The 14,520-nt window shown below is 61.7% G+C and carries 11 protein-coding genes; 5 read left to right on the forward strand and 6 right to left on the reverse strand.

Going from position 1 to position 14,520, the window contains the following annotated elements:
- Positions 1-23: 23 nt before the first annotated feature.
- Positions 24-1,598, forward strand: coding sequence for an FAD-binding oxidoreductase (locus FV139_RS14945; protein ID WP_148069261.1), 1,575 nt, complete (start codon positions 24-26; stop codon positions 1,596-1,598).
- A gap of 18 nt (positions 1,599-1,616) precedes the next feature.
- Positions 1,617-3,254: an alpha/beta hydrolase gene (locus tag FV139_RS14950; RefSeq protein WP_148069262.1), complete on the forward strand. Its 1,638-nt coding sequence runs from the start codon at positions 1,617-1,619 to the stop codon at positions 3,252-3,254.
- Positions 3,255-3,274: 20 nt separating this feature from the next.
- Here the strand turns inward: FV139_RS14950 and FV139_RS14955 are convergent, their stop codons facing one another.
- The 4 genes from FV139_RS14955 to FV139_RS14970 all read right to left on the reverse strand — a co-directional run bounded on the left by FV139_RS14955 (position 3,275) and on the right by FV139_RS14970 (position 8,199).
- A complete protein-coding gene (locus FV139_RS14955; RefSeq protein WP_187276569.1) occupies positions 3,275-4,012 on the reverse strand; it encodes a Crp/Fnr family transcriptional regulator in 738 nt (245 codons plus the stop codon).
- A gap of 130 nt (positions 4,013-4,142) precedes the next feature.
- A complete protein-coding gene (locus FV139_RS14960; RefSeq protein ID WP_187276570.1) occupies positions 4,143-6,293 on the reverse strand; it encodes a TonB-dependent receptor in 2,151 nt (716 codons plus the stop codon).
- Between the two features lie 231 nt (positions 6,294-6,524).
- On the reverse strand, positions 6,525-7,259 hold the full coding sequence (locus tag FV139_RS14965; RefSeq protein ID WP_148069265.1) for a hypothetical protein: 735 nt from the start codon (positions 7,257-7,259) through the stop codon (positions 6,525-6,527).
- Positions 7,260-7,383: 124 nt separating this feature from the next.
- The gene (locus tag FV139_RS14970; RefSeq protein WP_148069266.1) at positions 7,384-8,199 is read right to left on the reverse strand and encodes a hypothetical protein; all 816 of its coding nucleotides are present in this window, start codon (positions 8,197-8,199) and stop codon (positions 7,384-7,386) included.
- A 293-nt stretch (positions 8,200-8,492) separates the two neighbouring features.
- Between FV139_RS14970 and FV139_RS14975 the strand changes: the two genes are divergently transcribed.
- The 3 genes from FV139_RS14975 (at position 8,493) to FV139_RS14985 (ending at position 11,400) form a co-directional block, all read left to right on the forward strand.
- Positions 8,493-9,260 (forward strand): SDR family NAD(P)-dependent oxidoreductase, encoded by a 768-nt coding sequence (locus FV139_RS14975; protein ID WP_148069267.1) that lies wholly within the window; start codon positions 8,493-8,495, stop codon positions 9,258-9,260.
- A gap of 4 nt (positions 9,261-9,264) precedes the next feature.
- Positions 9,265-9,945: a hypothetical protein gene (locus FV139_RS14980; protein ID WP_148069268.1), complete on the forward strand. Its 681-nt coding sequence runs from the start codon at positions 9,265-9,267 to the stop codon at positions 9,943-9,945.
- 87 nt (positions 9,946-10,032) lie between these two features.
- A complete protein-coding gene (locus tag FV139_RS14985; protein WP_148069269.1) occupies positions 10,033-11,400 on the forward strand; it encodes a purine-cytosine permease family protein in 1,368 nt (455 codons plus the stop codon).
- Positions 11,401-11,836: 436 nt separating this feature from the next.
- Here FV139_RS14985 and FV139_RS14990 read toward each other — a convergent pair whose 3' ends face one another.
- Together FV139_RS14990 and FV139_RS14995 are read right to left on the reverse strand one after the other, a co-directional pair.
- Positions 11,837-13,258 carry an MFS transporter gene (locus tag FV139_RS14990; protein ID WP_148069270.1) on the reverse strand — a complete coding sequence of 474 codons (1,422 nt, stop codon included), beginning with the start codon at positions 13,256-13,258 and terminating at the stop codon, positions 11,837-11,839.
- A gap of 95 nt (positions 13,259-13,353) precedes the next feature.
- Complete coding sequence (locus FV139_RS14995; protein ID WP_148069271.1) at positions 13,354-14,514, reverse strand: FAD-dependent monooxygenase; 1,161 nt, start codon at positions 14,512-14,514, stop codon at positions 13,354-13,356.
- Positions 14,515-14,520 lie beyond the last annotated feature (6 nt).

The raw sequence follows: 14,520 nt of genomic DNA on the forward strand, positions 1-14,520 counted from the left end.
CTTCACCCCAGGAAACACGCGGAATGACAGTTAGCACCACCCTTAGCGAGCAACTTGCGGCCATCACCGGCAGCGACCAGGTCCTCGTCGGCGAAGCCGGATCGGCCCTGTACACCGACGTCTATCGGCAGCTGGAGACACCCTTGGCGGTGGTCCGCCCCAGCGAGGTGGAGCAACTCCAGGACATCGTGCGCCTGTGTGCTCGTGAGGGCATTGCGGTCAATATCCGCGGTGGCGGCGCCTCCTACACCGACGGCTACCTGGCCGACAGCCCCAACCAGCTACTGATCGATCTCAGCCAGCTCAACCGCATCGTCGAAATCAACGAAGAAGACGCCTACGTTACCGTGGAAGCCGGCACCACCTGGGAAACCCTGAAGCAGGCACTTGACGAACGCGGCCTGCGCACGCCCTTCTGGGGGCCCTTCTCTGGGATGATCGCCACCGTCGGCGGCTCGATGTCGCAAAATACGATCAGCCACGGTTCCGGTGCCCACGGCATATCTGCGCAATCCGCGCTGTCGATGGACGTGGTCATGGCGGACGGGGCCCTGCTGCGCACCGGCTCGGCGAGCGCCACCGACAGCCCGTTCCTTCGTTACTTCGGCCCGGACCTCACCGGCCTCTTTACCGGTGACTGCGGCAGCCTCGGCATCAAGGCACGGATTACCCTGCCGCTACTGAAGCAGCGCCCCGCACACCGCAATGTATCCTTCGCCTTCCCGGATTTCGGGTCCATGCACAAGTCGATGCGACTGATTGCCCAGGAGCGCCTCGAGGACACCCATTTCTCACTGGATGGCGCCCTGTCCCAGGGACAGATTGCGCGCCAGGACAATGCCGGCGATACGCTGAGAATTGCCCTGTCCATCCTCAACAGTTCACCGTCCTGGTGGGAAGGCTTCAAACAGCTCGCCAGTGCGGGGCTGTCCGCGCGCCGCATCATCGGCAAGTCCGCCTACATGACACACTACATCGTCGAGGGTATCGACGACAGCGAAGTAAAAAGCCGCCTGCACCGTATCCGCCAGCTGGTGACAGGGCTGGGCACCGAGATACCCGCCACAGCACCTTCCGTGGTGCGCGGCATGCCTTTCGCTCCTTTCTACAACACGCTGGGCCCCAATGGCGAACGCTGGGTACCGCTGCACGGCATTTTGCCCCACTCCAGGGTTCCCGGGTTTCACACCGCGCTGGTAGATCTTTTCCATTCGCGCGAAGCGGAAATGAAACGCCTCGGTATCTGGCACGGCGGTATGTTTGCCACCGTCGGTTCGTCGGGCTTTCTCTATGAGCTGGCGCTGTACTGGCCGGACGAAATCACCGACTATCACCGGGCCGTGGTGCCGGCCGACTACCTCGCACAACTGCCGGTGTACGAGAGCAATGCAGAGGCCCGGGCCTATGTACACGAACTGAAACAGGCGCTCACCGATCTCTACGTCTCACACGGCGCGGTCAACTTCCAGCTCGGCAAGGCCTACCCTTATCGTGAACGGCTGCAGGCGCCGGCGCTGGACCTGATTCGCAACATCAAGCAGCACCTCGACCCAGGGCACAGCCTGGCGGCGGGCAACCTCGGGCTGCTTGAGGACTAACTGGAAGGGAGATTTACCGTGGCTACAGCTATTCGCCGCGCCTACGCCAGCGTAGGCGAGCGCCAGGTGCATTATCGGACGAGCGGCGAAGGCCCTGCCATCGTCCTCATCCACCAGTCACCCCGCAGTTCCGCGGAACTGCTGCCCCTGATCGCATTTCTCAGCACCGAGTTCCAGGTGATCGCCCCGGACACACCCGGGTATGGCCAGTCCGACCCCATAGCCCCCGCCAACAGCGAACCCGGCATCGACGAGTTCGTCGATGGCCTGGTCGGCCTGTTCGATGCCCTGGGTCTGGAAAACCCGCTGGTTTTCGGCACGCACACCGGCGCCATCCTCGGCCTGCGCCTGGCAGTGCGCTTCCCCCACCGCGTCGGCGCCCTCATTGCCAACGGTATCCTCGTCAACACGGAGGCCGAGCGCCAGGACCTTTATGAGCGTTACATGCCGCCTTTCCTGCCGGACTGGAGTGGCAGTCATCTCACCTGGCTGTGGGGGCGCAACAAGGACCAGTACGACTTCTTCCCCTGGTACCAGCATTCTCACGAGGCAAGAATTCACTGGCCAGTTGACGACCAGGGCATCCACGAATGCGTGATGGACATGATGGATGCCGGCGACAACTACCGCAGCGGTTATCGTGCGGTACTCGATTACGCGATTGCGGATGATATCCCGCGACTGCGGGTGCCCACCCAACTGCTGGTGGCCAGGGCCGATGCCCTGAGCCGTTACGTCGAGCACTTCCCGCCCCTGCCCGACGGAGTAGAGAGTTGCATCGCGGAAGACTTCGAGGACATTCCCCGCATCCTGGCAGAGTTCGCCCGCCGCCACGCCGACAGCGACGTCACGGCCACACTGGCAAACGCTACACCCGACGGCCCCCTGCAGCGCTACTTCCAATCCACGCCCGGAGGTGAGCTCCACTATCTCGCAGCGGGCAACATTGACGGACAGCACCCGCTCCTGCTGCTGCACGACGCCGGTCTCGCAGCAGACTCACTGGAGGAACTGGCGCGGGCCCTGTCCGGGCAGCGGCCTGTCATTGCCCCGGACCTCCCCGGTCACGGCGAGAGCACTGCCGGCGCAACGGCCACACCCGCTGCTTTCGCTGGGGCAGTGCTGGAATTGCTCGAGTCCCTGGACGTCGGGGCGTTCGACATCGTCGCGGTAGGCGCCTCGGCTGCCTGTGCACTGGAGCTGCAGCGCGAGGCCCCCTCGTTGGTGGGTAAATTGATCTGCTGTAACCCGGTACTCGCCGATACCGTCGCCGACCCCGATGATGCGGCTTCACTGCCGGACCTGCAGGTGGACCCCTCGGGCGCCCACCTGCTGCGCGCCTGGCACTACCTGCGCGACCGTGCACTGTACAGCTCCTGGCGGCACCGCACTGCGGACACCATGCGCCCCGCCGCCCGGCCGCCCAAGGCGGTGGAGCTGCAACGGGATGTAGTGGCCCTGCTCAAGTCCGCTACGGGGCTGAGCGGGTACCTGGAGGCGGCGTTGCGCTATCGCCTCGCCGATTGCCAGCAGGCAGGCGCCCACCTGGCCGCCACAGAGGATTTCTCCCCGACGACACTGCCGGCGGGCTTTACCAGCCTGGAAGCCAGCAAGGTGCGCTGGGCAAAGGTGATTATGGAAGTGCTGGAGCGCTGAGCTGCGGTGCCCGGTGAGGGTCAGTGGATATCCGCCAGATCCTGCATCTGCTCCAGGTCGAGGATTCTGATCGTCTGAGGTGCAGGGGTGGCCACGATGCCATCCTGTTTCAGCTTGGCCATCGAGCGACTCACCGTCTCGACGGTCATGCCGAGAAAGTCGGCAATATCCTGTCGTGACATGGCCAGGTTGATCCCCTCCGGTGTCGCCCCCGGCATGCGTTCCAGCATGTGGATACAGAAGAAACAGAGGCGCTCGTGGGCTTTCTTCTGGCCAAGAAGATAGAGTTGGTCGAAGGTCAGCGCCTGCACCAGGGCGCCGATGCTGCGCATATTGGCCTTCAGGTGGGGCAGATCCTCCGACAGGGTGTAGAGCTTTTCCCGTGGAAACTCATAGGCGCTCATGTCGGTAAGCGCCTTGATACCGTACTCGAACTGGCTGGAGTTGTTCAGGCCGGCAAAGTCTCCCGGAAAAATAAAGGCGAGCACCTGGCGCCGCCCGGTAGACGACAGCCGCTCGATCAGGCCGGTACCGGAGGCGATATTGAACACCCAGTCGGAGGGCGCATTCTGGCGACACAGGTACTGCTGGGGCGATAGCGTCTTCAGGCGCGAGATGGACGCCAGTTGCTCCCGCTCCTCACGACTGAGGTCGTGAAACAGCGGGCAATCGTCTTCAAATCCCACGGAAGTGGACGACGGGTGATTCATTGCGGGGAAGCGCTCTCCAATCTGGTCGAAGGACAGAGAGTCTACCACTTTCTGGCGCCGCCGGGCCCTCATGAGCCCGCGAGTGAGATGGTCCGCTTACACTGCGGTCTCCCGGGCTTGCCCCCGGAACGGGGGCAATGAATCCCGGTGCTGGCCGACTGCGGCCGGCCTGCGTTCGCTACAGCTGATAACTCAGACCCAGGCGCCAGGTCATCGGATCCGCCATGAAGCGTGGCTGCACCACGCTGAAGCCGAACCCGGTGTTCCAGTACTTCTCATCGGTCAGATTCTTGCCTGACAGTGCCAGCTTCCAGCGGTCCCAGCCGTAGGAAACGTAGGCGTCCACCAGGGTCTGGGAGGCCACGTGACCGATCGGGGCATTATCGGAGGTAGAAAACAGGTCATCACGCTCGTTGACGTTGGCACCGAATGACAGCGTGCCCGGGCCGATATCGCGGGTGTAGTCGAAGCCAATCGCGAACTGGTAGTCGAACACGTTGGTCATCTGGTTACCGATCAGCGAACCGGTCGAGATACCACCGGAGGCGGTGGTATCCGTGTACTCGCTATCCTGGTAGACGCCGTTGGCCCACACATACAGTGAAGAGGACAACTGCACGGAAATTTCCGCCTCGATGCCCTTGTGCTCGGCATCGTAGTTCTCGGTGATGAACACGCCCTCATTGGTCACCGCCTGCTGCTGCAGGCTGGCATACTCGTTGAAAAAGCCCGCCAGGTTGAGTCGCAGACGATTGTCCCACCACTCGCTCTTGAAGCCGACTTCCCAGGCCTCCACGGTCTGCGGTTCGAACGCCGTGCCGAGAGCCTCGGCCGTAGACGCCAGGCCGTTATAACCACCGGCCTTGAACCCTTCCGTGTAGCTGGCAAACATCAGGATATCGTCGCTGAACTGGTATTCGACAGCGGCTTTAGGAGTGAACTCGCTGAAGTTGTCGTCACTGTTGACCGGCAGGCCACCCACCATGGCATCCAGTTGCTTCTTGTCCTCGGTATACCGGCCACCCAGGATCACTGCGAGGCTGTCGGTAAAGTTCAGGCTGACCTGGCCGAAAGCCGCGTAACTGTCGGTGGTGATATCAAACAGTGTGGAGGACGGGCCGAAGAAGATGGCAGATTCGAGGGCCTGGGTACCGGTTTCCCGGAAGTAGTAGAGGCCGCCCACATAGTCCACAAAGCTATCGAAGGCCTCACCCTGCAGTTGCAGCTCCTGGGTAAAGCTGTCCTGGTCGCTGACCGACTCGCGCTCGAACAGCTCGATGTAACCGGGGAACGGAATACCGAGCGCTGCATTGGCGACGCCGCCAGAGAAACCCACAGCCCAATCGTCCTCCAGCTCGCTCCAGGAGGTAATGGAGCTGAGGCTCATGCTCTCGCCGAGGTCAAAGCTCAGGTGCAAACTGGTGCCGTACTGCTTGTCGGTGGTGTAGGACTCATAGGGGGAGAGCAGTTTGTCGATCGCGCCGGAGGTAAAAGGAAAGTCCTCGTAGGAACCGGTCATACTGAAGGGGTCCAGCGCCGAGGCCCAGAGCCCGTCGCTGTCAAAGTCGCTGTAGAAGCCCTTGAGCCGCGCGGTAAAGGCATCGCCCTCGTAATAGAGGTCGGCCTGGAAGCCCTTGAACTCCTCTTCGCCTACCTCCCGATCCAGGGTCAGGTTCTCCTGACGGCCAACATCGCGATCACGGTACATGCCGGACAGGCCCGCACGCAGGCGGCCATCCTCACTGACCGAGCCGCCGACGTAGAATTTGTCGTAGAACTCTTCCCAGCGACCGATTCCGATCTCGTTCTTGAACGTCAGCTCCTCGGTGGGCGTTGCGGAAATGATCTTGAGCGCACCGGCCGAACTGTTACGTCCGTAGAGCGTACCCTGGGGACCACGCAGTACCTCGATACGCTCCACGTTGAGACCCTCGATGAACGAGGCCGCCGAGCGGGGCTGGTAGATATCGTCTATATAAACACCGACCTCCGCCTCGGAGGTGATGTTGGAACCGTCACTGGTACCACCCCCACGGATGTAGGGGGCGATGGAAGCGCTACCTCCGGTCACTGTTCTGAACAGCACATTGGGCGCGACCTGGGAAAGATCCTTGACGTTGTCAATCTGGAACTTCTCGATATCATCGGACCCGAGAGCAGTGATGGAAACCGGGGTTTCCTGGATACTTTCGGCCCTGCGCTGGGCGGTGACCACAATGTTTTCGATCACCAGGTTGGAGGCCGTTTCCTGCGCCTGCACCAATGATCCTGCCGAGAACACCGAGAGCAGCGACGTGCCTGCTATCGCGGAAAAATGTGAACGTTTCATGGTCATCCCCTCAACTTATCAGCGCTGTGCTGATGCAAAAAGACGCGAGCCCCGAACTTCCCAGGCACACAAATTCAGAAAACCTGATCTCAGACGTGCAACCGCCGGATCACACGCACGCTGCCGCGGGCAGAAGGCTGCCGGACACTGGAATAGCAGGACGCCAGCGACAGAATCAAAAAGGCTACATGGGTTTTTTGACGGCCAGCCATGACATTTGTCATTCGCCCCTCACTCCACTTCGCCCTCCAGCTCCACCAGGTGGTAATACTGGTTCAGTCCGTGGGAGATGACCTGGACCGGCACACAGTCCTGCCCGTACGCCCATATTTCAAAATCGTCCACACCCGGCACCTCGATCAGGACCCGTTGCGCATTGAACGTTCCGGCCGGAACAGTAACCTCGTCCAGTCCGAGATCATGGCTGGTGGAAAATCCCGCCTCGAGGTGAATGAGGTCGGGGCCTGACCCACCGTTGGCGAGCGTAGAGGTGGCGAAGGTGGCGATCTCGAAATCCTTCATCTCACCCGTAAAATTGCGCAGCCGGCCTACCAGCCAGGCGTCCCCGTGTAATGAGTGTGTACCGAAGCATTCGATCTCACTGTGATGACTGGCGCGCCGGGAAATTCGCCCCCCCTCAGCCGTGAGGCCCTCGCATTCGGCGTCGCAACCGTCAAAGCGGTACCAGGAAGACCCCACGAACTGTTCCTCTGCCGTGAGGCGAACGAAGGCGTCGACAGGCCGCCAGTCCTGCCCGACGCTCATCACGACATCCCGTAGCAACCGGTAGTCATCCATCTCGCAGCGGGCGCGCAATGTCCGCGAACCACCAGGTTGCACCGTTACGTCGAAATACTCTCGCCCCATCTCCCCGACACCTTCGGTGACATAAAGAAACTTGCCCCGGTAGCTGCGATGTCGCATACCACACTGCTCCGGAGGGAGCGGAGTAACATTAGCTGTCATGAACGGGTGTCTCCTGTAAGGCACTGCGGGCGCCGGTAACGCTCTCCGCTGGCAAGCTGTAGATCCCGTACCGGTCGGGAAAGGTGGAAAGGAAAACGCGATACCGGTTTTTCAACGCCGCGGCCTAGTAATCGGCAAAGGCCCGCACATAGATCTCCAGCGGCTCCTGCACAGTGCACTCGCCCAGCTGCGGGTCGAAGCCGTAGCAACCCCGGTGCCAGGAATCTCCATCAATCGTGGCCTGCCCTGCGATCACCAGCAGCTCCAGTACAAAACCGGGCCAGCTCGGAAAGGAACCCGAGTACCCAGCGGGAACCCGGAGAATGAAGGCGGATTCGGCCGCCCAGGGGGAATGGTCGCTGACACCGGAAAACTGGCTCAGTTTTCCGGGAGCACCCCGCAACAGTTTCACCTGGCAACTGGCGTTGACCTCGTCATTCACCCAGGGGAGGTCCTGCGCATTGACAATGGCCGGGGAGACCGGCCTCGGATTCCACAACTGATCCACCAGGTAGTGGCCGGTCCAGGGCTCCGGGTGTTCCTGGAAATGAAAGCGACGCCGCTCCCTGGCCAGCGATGCAATGATGATGCCCCCGTCGTGTGAGCCCTCGCCATGGCCGTATACCGTCCCAATGGGCCGGTAGACATAGGTGTCCTTGTAATAGGGATCGATCTCGTCGTGGTGAAACTCGCCGCTGAACTGATAGAGCTCTTCTTCGCAGTCGTAAAAGTGCGCGTCCTCCGGATAAACGAAATTATCGGGACAATTCAGGGCAAAGGTCTCCGCCCCGGTCACGGGATCGGCACTCAGGGAGAGCATCCCCACATTGAATTCATTGCGGGGCCAGTCGATGGAGGACAGGTCAATCTTTCCCGTGCGACGCTCGCCTCGCAATGGTCGTGGATGGGATGCGGAAGGCGCTGGTGTTCCGTCGCTCATGGGAGGCCCTGTTCTATCGATGGGTTGGTTCAATGACAGCTCGCAGCATGACAGGATCGGGGCGTGATCAGGACAAGTCTCACACCAACCCGCCCGTGCTCCCGCGTCAATTGTCTTCAGGCTACTCACCACACCGGCCCGGCAGCCATGACAAAAGTCAATCCGTTTTCTGCGTCGCGCATGCTAGATTGATCGAGCCAAACACGAACAGGCCGCTAAAGGCCCGGCCGGTCCGCCGGTACCCACTGATAGCGACACCACACTGTGCCCCCTCGCAATAGCCAAAGGCAGCCATGACCAAGCACCAGCAATTCCCGGGGAAAACCGTACTCGTGACCGGCAGTGCCGGCGGGCTTGGAACAGCCATAGTGCGAGCCTTCGCCGAACAGGGTGCACATGTGCTTGCGGCTGACATCGACCTTGCATCCGCCGAAGCGCTTGCGACATCGATCGGGTCAGGCATTGACCCCGTAGGGCTGGATGTCACCAGTGAAGCCCAATGGGAAGATCTCTTCACGATGGCTGGCGAGCGCGGCATCGATATCGACGTGGTCGTCAATAACGCGGGCTACTTTCAGCCCAATATCCCCTTCGAGGACATGCCGCTGGCCGAGTGGCAACGCCATTTCGCCGTGAACAGCGACGGCGTATTTCTCGGCTGCAAACACGCAATACGGCACCTGCGCGAACGCGGCGGCGCCATTGTCAATATCGGCTCCGGCATGTCCATCACCGCGAACCCGATGGCAAGCGGCTACTGCGGCTCCAAGGCCGCCATGCTCATGACAACCCGCACCGCCGCTGCCAGTGCTGGCAAGTACAACATCCGCGTCAATGCCGTGTTGCCCGGAGCGGTGCCCACCGACATGCTGATGGGCAACCTCGTAGCAGGCCAGACGGAATCACAGTTGCTTGACACCCTGCGCAGCCACAGCCCGCTCAATCGCCTGGCCACACCGGAAGATATTGCCCGCGCCGTGCTGTTCCTGGCCCATAGTGATAATGCAGCCATCAGCGGCATCTTCCTGCCCGTCGATGGCGGCAACATGCCAGGCGCCTGAGCGTATGGCCAACGCACTGGACAGACTGGTTCGCGGGCGTATCGCCTACTGGGGTGAAGGACAGACATTGCTTGGCCAGGAACGATTCGAACTGGCGCAGCACACCGGTGGCAGCACCCTGCGCGCCCTGTGCGAGATGAACGACATCGGCCTGCTGCGGGATGTCAGCATCGCGCTCGACAGCAAGGGCTGGCCACTGGACGGCTTCTGCCGGCTCACCCGCCATGGCCAGGTGGTGGCGAGTAGCTGGTACGCCTTCAACATGCAGCAGATTGCCGTCGAGAGCACCATTACCGGCATGGGACGGCTCTCCCAGCGCTTCGACAACAGCGAGCCCTATCGCTACCTGGGTCTCCACCCCTTGCAGGGGGATGCCCTGGTCACCTGCCACGTCGACAACAGCCGCCCGGGTGAATACCGGGTCGTGCGCGGCCTGACCAACTCCATCTCCGAGAACGGCGACGAGGACCTGCGCGCTACGCCCGTCAACATTGAAGTCGCCTGGCTGGGCCACGAGTTGCTCGAGGTCGCGGCGGGTGCCTTTGCCGCGCGCAAACTGGCATTGCGCTGGCACCCGGACTGGCCTCCCGCCTACATCTGGGTGCGGGAGGACGATTGCCTGTTCCTGAAAATGACCTGGGAGCAGGTCAACACCTGGTACGAACTGGTCGAACTCTCTGAATAGGGCGACGACCCCACCCTATTTATTGATTTATTGTTATATCTATAATATTTATAGAACCCTGCCTCACGACTGCAAAAGGGGAAGGGTATGTCAGACATCAAGGAAAAGCTCAGGGCCTGGTGGCACCTGGACCCGGAAAAGGAAGCGGCCAGCGCCGATAACCCGCTGGCACCACTGACACCGGACCAGCGCCGCAACGCCCTGCCCCTGCTGGCCCTGGCCTTCGGCTGGGGCTTTCTGGTCACCGGCCTGCTTACCGGCGGCGCACTGGGACAGGGCATGCCTTTCTGGCCCGACCTGCTGATCGCCTCCTTTCTCGGCAACGCAATGAACTTCGTGATCGGCGCGCTGGTGGGCTACATCGGCTATCGCACCGCCTGTAACAGCGGCCTGCTGTACCGCTTTACCTACGGCAATATTGGCGCCCGGGTACCGGTACTGTTTGTCGCGCTCCTCACCATTGGCTGGCAGGGTCTGGTGGTCGGCGCCTTCGGCTTCGCCTGGGCCCAGTCCTTTGACAGTACCACCTTCTACGCCGTCGCCATTTTCGCCGGGCTGCTGTACACCGTGACCACCTACTTCGGTGTCTCGGCGCTGGAAAAGGTCAGCATGCCCTCGGTGCTGATGCTGGTAGGCGTGGGTATCTACGCTACCTGGCTGAATGTGGACAAGGTGGGCGGCTGGAGCGAGTTTCTCGCCCTGTCGCAACAGCGTTCAGGTGAAGCTCCCCTGACCATGCCGCAGGCGATCAACCTCGTAGTAGGTTCCTGGATTGTCGGCGCTGTGGTCATGCCAGAGTACACGCGCTTCGCCCGCAAGGCCTGGGTCGCCCTGGCCATACCGTTCGTGGTGCTGATCATTTCCCAGTGGTTCCTGCAGATCGTCGGCTCGATGGGCGGGATCGCCTCGGGCACCTATGAATTCACGACCTATATGCTGGAGCAGGGTGCAGTGATCGGCGGCCTGGGGCTGATCGCCATGAGCCTGGCCCTGTGGACTACCGGCGATACCAATCTCTACCTGCCCGCCATCCAGACCGCCAATGTGCTGCGTCGCCCGCAACGGGTAACGACGGTGATCTGCGGCCTGCTGGGCACGGTGCTGGGACTGTTCATCTACCAGCATTTCCTGAGCTGGGTAAACCTGCTGGCGAGCCTGGTGCCACCGCTGATCGGTCCGGTCATCATCGACTACTACGTGATCAACCGGCGCAAGTACCGCAGCGAGCACCTCGAACACCTGCACGGCTGGAATCCGGTGGCGATTCTGTCGTACCTGATCGGGGCAATCGTGGCAGTGGCCGCCACTGCGAACAGTGAACTGCTGTGGCTGGAATGGCTGTTCCCCTCCTCCCTCGGCCTCACCACCTCCATGCTGGCCTACCTGGTGCTGTTCTACCTTGCACGTGCTGTCGGTCGTACTTACGGGCCTGCGGCGTTGACCCGCGCTAGCTGACCTGAGCTGTTACACAAAAGGCCGGCCCGAGTCAGGTCGTACCGGCCTTCTTTCTGACGCTTCGTAAATAGGCGGAAAGTGGAGTGAAATAACGATGGATAGCACTCTGTAGACCGGGTGCGACCTGGGCGCACGCCCAGTTCACACCCTGCTTCAACGCGAAGATCCAATTAGTCGGATTCGAAGTTGCGAGAATGAAAATACTCGAGATAGAGCGCGCGCAGTGCCCGGAGCCTTTCCGGGACCGTCAGCGGCATGGATGCCGCTGTCGAGCCTACATGGATGTATTCACGGCGAGTCCCGGAAAGGCTCCGGGCACTGCGCGCGCGGCGCAAGTACACCTATACGCCAAACAAGTCAGACGTCGAAGCCTCTCAGATATTTCCCGGCCCTAGACGAAAATGATGGAACAGGGAATCACACCTATACCACTCCGTCAGCCCAACGCCTCTTTCGCCGCCTTGTGATAACGGGTAAAGGCCGCCAGGCTCAACGCCAGCACCCCGGCAGGAATCGTGGAGTAGAGCCAGATCATCCCGCGGATGGCTTCCTGGTCCTGTGGTACCGCGCCGCCGGTGGATGACTGGAAGCCCACCGCACTCAACACCAGGCCCGCCAGCACCGGCCCGAGAGCAAAGGCCAATTTCTCCGTGGCGGAAAAAATGCCCGAGAACAATCCCTCGTCGACACTGCCTTCCTTGCGGCGCTGCAACTCAATGGTGTCCGTCAGCAGCGAGAAAGTCAGTACCGAAAAGCCCGAGTTGGTACAGCCGATGATCAGCGCCCGAACCAATACCAGGGAATGCTGGGTCGACAGCTCACCCAGCAGCGGCAGGGTCACCAGCACGTCCTCACCCGGCCCGATCCACAACCAGGTGATCGTCACCAGGCCCCAGCCGATACAGGCGACCCAGAAAGCCCGTTCCTTACCCCAGCGGCGTGACAGCTTGACCCACATGGGCTGGCTGAGCACCGAACCAACCGCCATGACCAGCACAAAAGGCAGGAGGAGGTTGATATCGGCGATGGCGTAGAGGAAGACAAAACCCACCACCGCATAGCCGCTGGCCTGGGCAATGGACTGGATGAAGAAGGTCAGGGTCAGGATCATGAACGGGCGGTTCTGCTTCACGACCGAAAGCCTGAGCAACATCTTGCCCGGCATCGCGGGGACGGCCCCGGAGTGACCATAGTCGCGAGGTACGCCGAAGGCTGTCGCCAGCATGGCAAACATGCACAGGCCGCCAAAAATGATCGCCATGGTACGCCAGGCAGCGGCGTCCCCACCCAGCGCGAATACCAGCGGCTGCGCCAGACCGACGCCCATGATCACCCCGGCTACTGCAAAAATCATGCGAAAGGCGAGGATGGTGGTGCGTTCGTGTGGGTCTTCAGAGAGCTCCGACGCCACCGCCAGGTAGGGTACAGAGAAGGCGCTGAAGGCGGTGGAGGCAAGAAAAAACAGCAGGCCTACGGTCAGCGCAGCAGCCCACTGGGAGGAAAATCCGGAGAAGGAAAACAGGGAGATGAATCCCAGACTGGTCAACACAGCCCCCGCGGCGAGAAACGGCCGGCGCCCGTGCCGGGGCTTGTACTGATCTGAGAGTGCGCCCATAAACGGGTCGCAGATAATGACCCAGAGCTTGGGAATCAGGACGACGATCCCGGCCAGCCAGGGCGCAACGCCCAGCATAGTCGTCATGAACAACGGCAACAGGGCCGCCGGGGAATCGCGAAACAGCTGCGCCCCGGTCTGGCCGAAGCCGTAGAGGATCATGGTCTTGCGCGGGACGGACTTGCGCGGGGCAAGGTCTCCGGCTTCCACGGTTTGCGAGGTGAACTCGGCGGATGATTCCATAGTGTCGCGGTCGGCTCCTGAAATGGCGGCGACGGCCCCGTCACCCCTTGTCTGTAAACGGGGCCGGCGATGTCAGGCCCCGCGATCGGCGTGGGCTAGACTGGCTCCGTGGTGCAGTCGTAGTGGAACAGCCCCAGGGTCTCTTCGTTGCGCAGATTGCCGAGGCCATACATCTCGGACTCCTGCCCCTGCAGGCGGTCGGCATTCGCGTTGGACTCTGCCTGGATGAAACTGGTGCGCTCGTGCCGCGCCGCCTGGTAGCGCTGCAATGCCTCACCTGTCGAGGCCGCGTCATCCAGCACCCGCGCCAGCATCACAGCATCCTCGACGCCGGTGGCTGCACCCTGCCCGAGAAAGGGGGTCATCGCGTGTGCCGCGTCGCCAATCAGGGTGACCTTGTCAGCGATGTTCCAGTTGGGCAGCGGGCTGTGGGCGTTGATGGCCCACTTGAACAGCGTCCCGTGCTGGATGGCGCCAATCATGGACTGGATATCCTCACACCAGTCACCGTAGAGCGCTGTCAGTTCCTCGGGCGATGCCGGAATCGACCAGCCGTCCTCGGTCCAGCCATCCTGGCGGGCGAAGAACACCAGGTTCAACAGCGCGCCCTTGCGCAGGGGGTAGCGTACCACCATTTTACCCGGGCCGATGTGCATGCCCGGCTGGTCGACCAAGTGCTGGATCGCGGGGCTGGCCGGCGCCAGAGCACGGAAGGCAATATGCCCGGTAAAGTGCGGTGCCACCGGATCGAACATCTGGCGCACACGGGATTTCAGCCCATCGGCACCAATGACCAGGTCGGCCTGTGCATCGCTACCATCGGCGAACAGCAGGCGCGCGCCCTCGCCCTCACAGTCAATATCCGTTACCCGCTTGCCGAGGACAATGGTCACGCCGCGTTGTTCGGCCGCTGCGACCAGGATCTGGTGCAGGTCGGCGCGATGGATGTAGACGTAGTGGGCCTTGTAGGTATCGAAGGTCTTGCTGCGATCCACCTCCAGCAGAACGCGCCCGTCCTGCCAGTGGGACACATGCTGTTCAACAGGCTCCACACCCGTTTCATAGACGGCCTCACCAACGCCAACCGCGTCCAGTGCCCGCATCGCGTTGGGCGACAGTGTGATGCCGGCACCAATGTCTGCCCAGGCGTCGGCAGCCTCGTAAAGCGTCACTGTGTGACCGCGATCGCGAAGAGCAAGCACCGCCGTCAGGCCGGCTATTCCTGCTCCGACAACGGCTATATTCATGGGTGCCATACTCTG

The sequence above is a fragment of the Parahaliea maris genome, assembly GCF_008064665.1.
In the GTDB taxonomy this organism is placed as follows: domain Bacteria; phylum Pseudomonadota; class Gammaproteobacteria; order Pseudomonadales; family Halieaceae; genus Parahaliea; species Parahaliea maris.

Bases quoted from the DNA above. Each gene is read 5' to 3' on its own strand.
- FV139_RS14945 (WP_148069261.1), top strand. From the start codon at position 24: ATGACAGTTAGCACCACCCTTAGCGAGCAACTTGCGGCCATCACCGGC.
- FV139_RS14960 (WP_187276570.1), bottom strand. From the start codon at position 6,293: ATGAAACGTTCACATTTTTCCGCGATAGCAGGCACGTCGCTGCTCTCG.
- FV139_RS14965 (WP_148069265.1), bottom strand. From the start codon at position 7,259: ATGACAGCTAATGTTACTCCGCTCCCTCCGGAGCAGTGTGGTATGCGA.
- FV139_RS14970 (WP_148069266.1), bottom strand. From the start codon at position 8,199: ATGAGCGACGGAACACCAGCGCCTTCCGCATCCCATCCACGACCATTG.
- FV139_RS14975 (WP_148069267.1), top strand. From the start codon at position 8,493: ATGACCAAGCACCAGCAATTCCCGGGGAAAACCGTACTCGTGACCGGC.
- FV139_RS14980 (WP_148069268.1), top strand. From the start codon at position 9,265: ATGGCCAACGCACTGGACAGACTGGTTCGCGGGCGTATCGCCTACTGG.
- FV139_RS14985 (WP_148069269.1), top strand. From the start codon at position 10,033: ATGTCAGACATCAAGGAAAAGCTCAGGGCCTGGTGGCACCTGGACCCG.
- FV139_RS14990 (WP_148069270.1), bottom strand. From the start codon at position 13,258: ATGGAATCATCCGCCGAGTTCACCTCGCAAACCGTGGAAGCCGGAGAC.
- FV139_RS14995 (WP_148069271.1), bottom strand. From the start codon at position 14,514: ATGGCACCCATGAATATAGCCGTTGTCGGAGCAGGAATAGCCGGCCTG.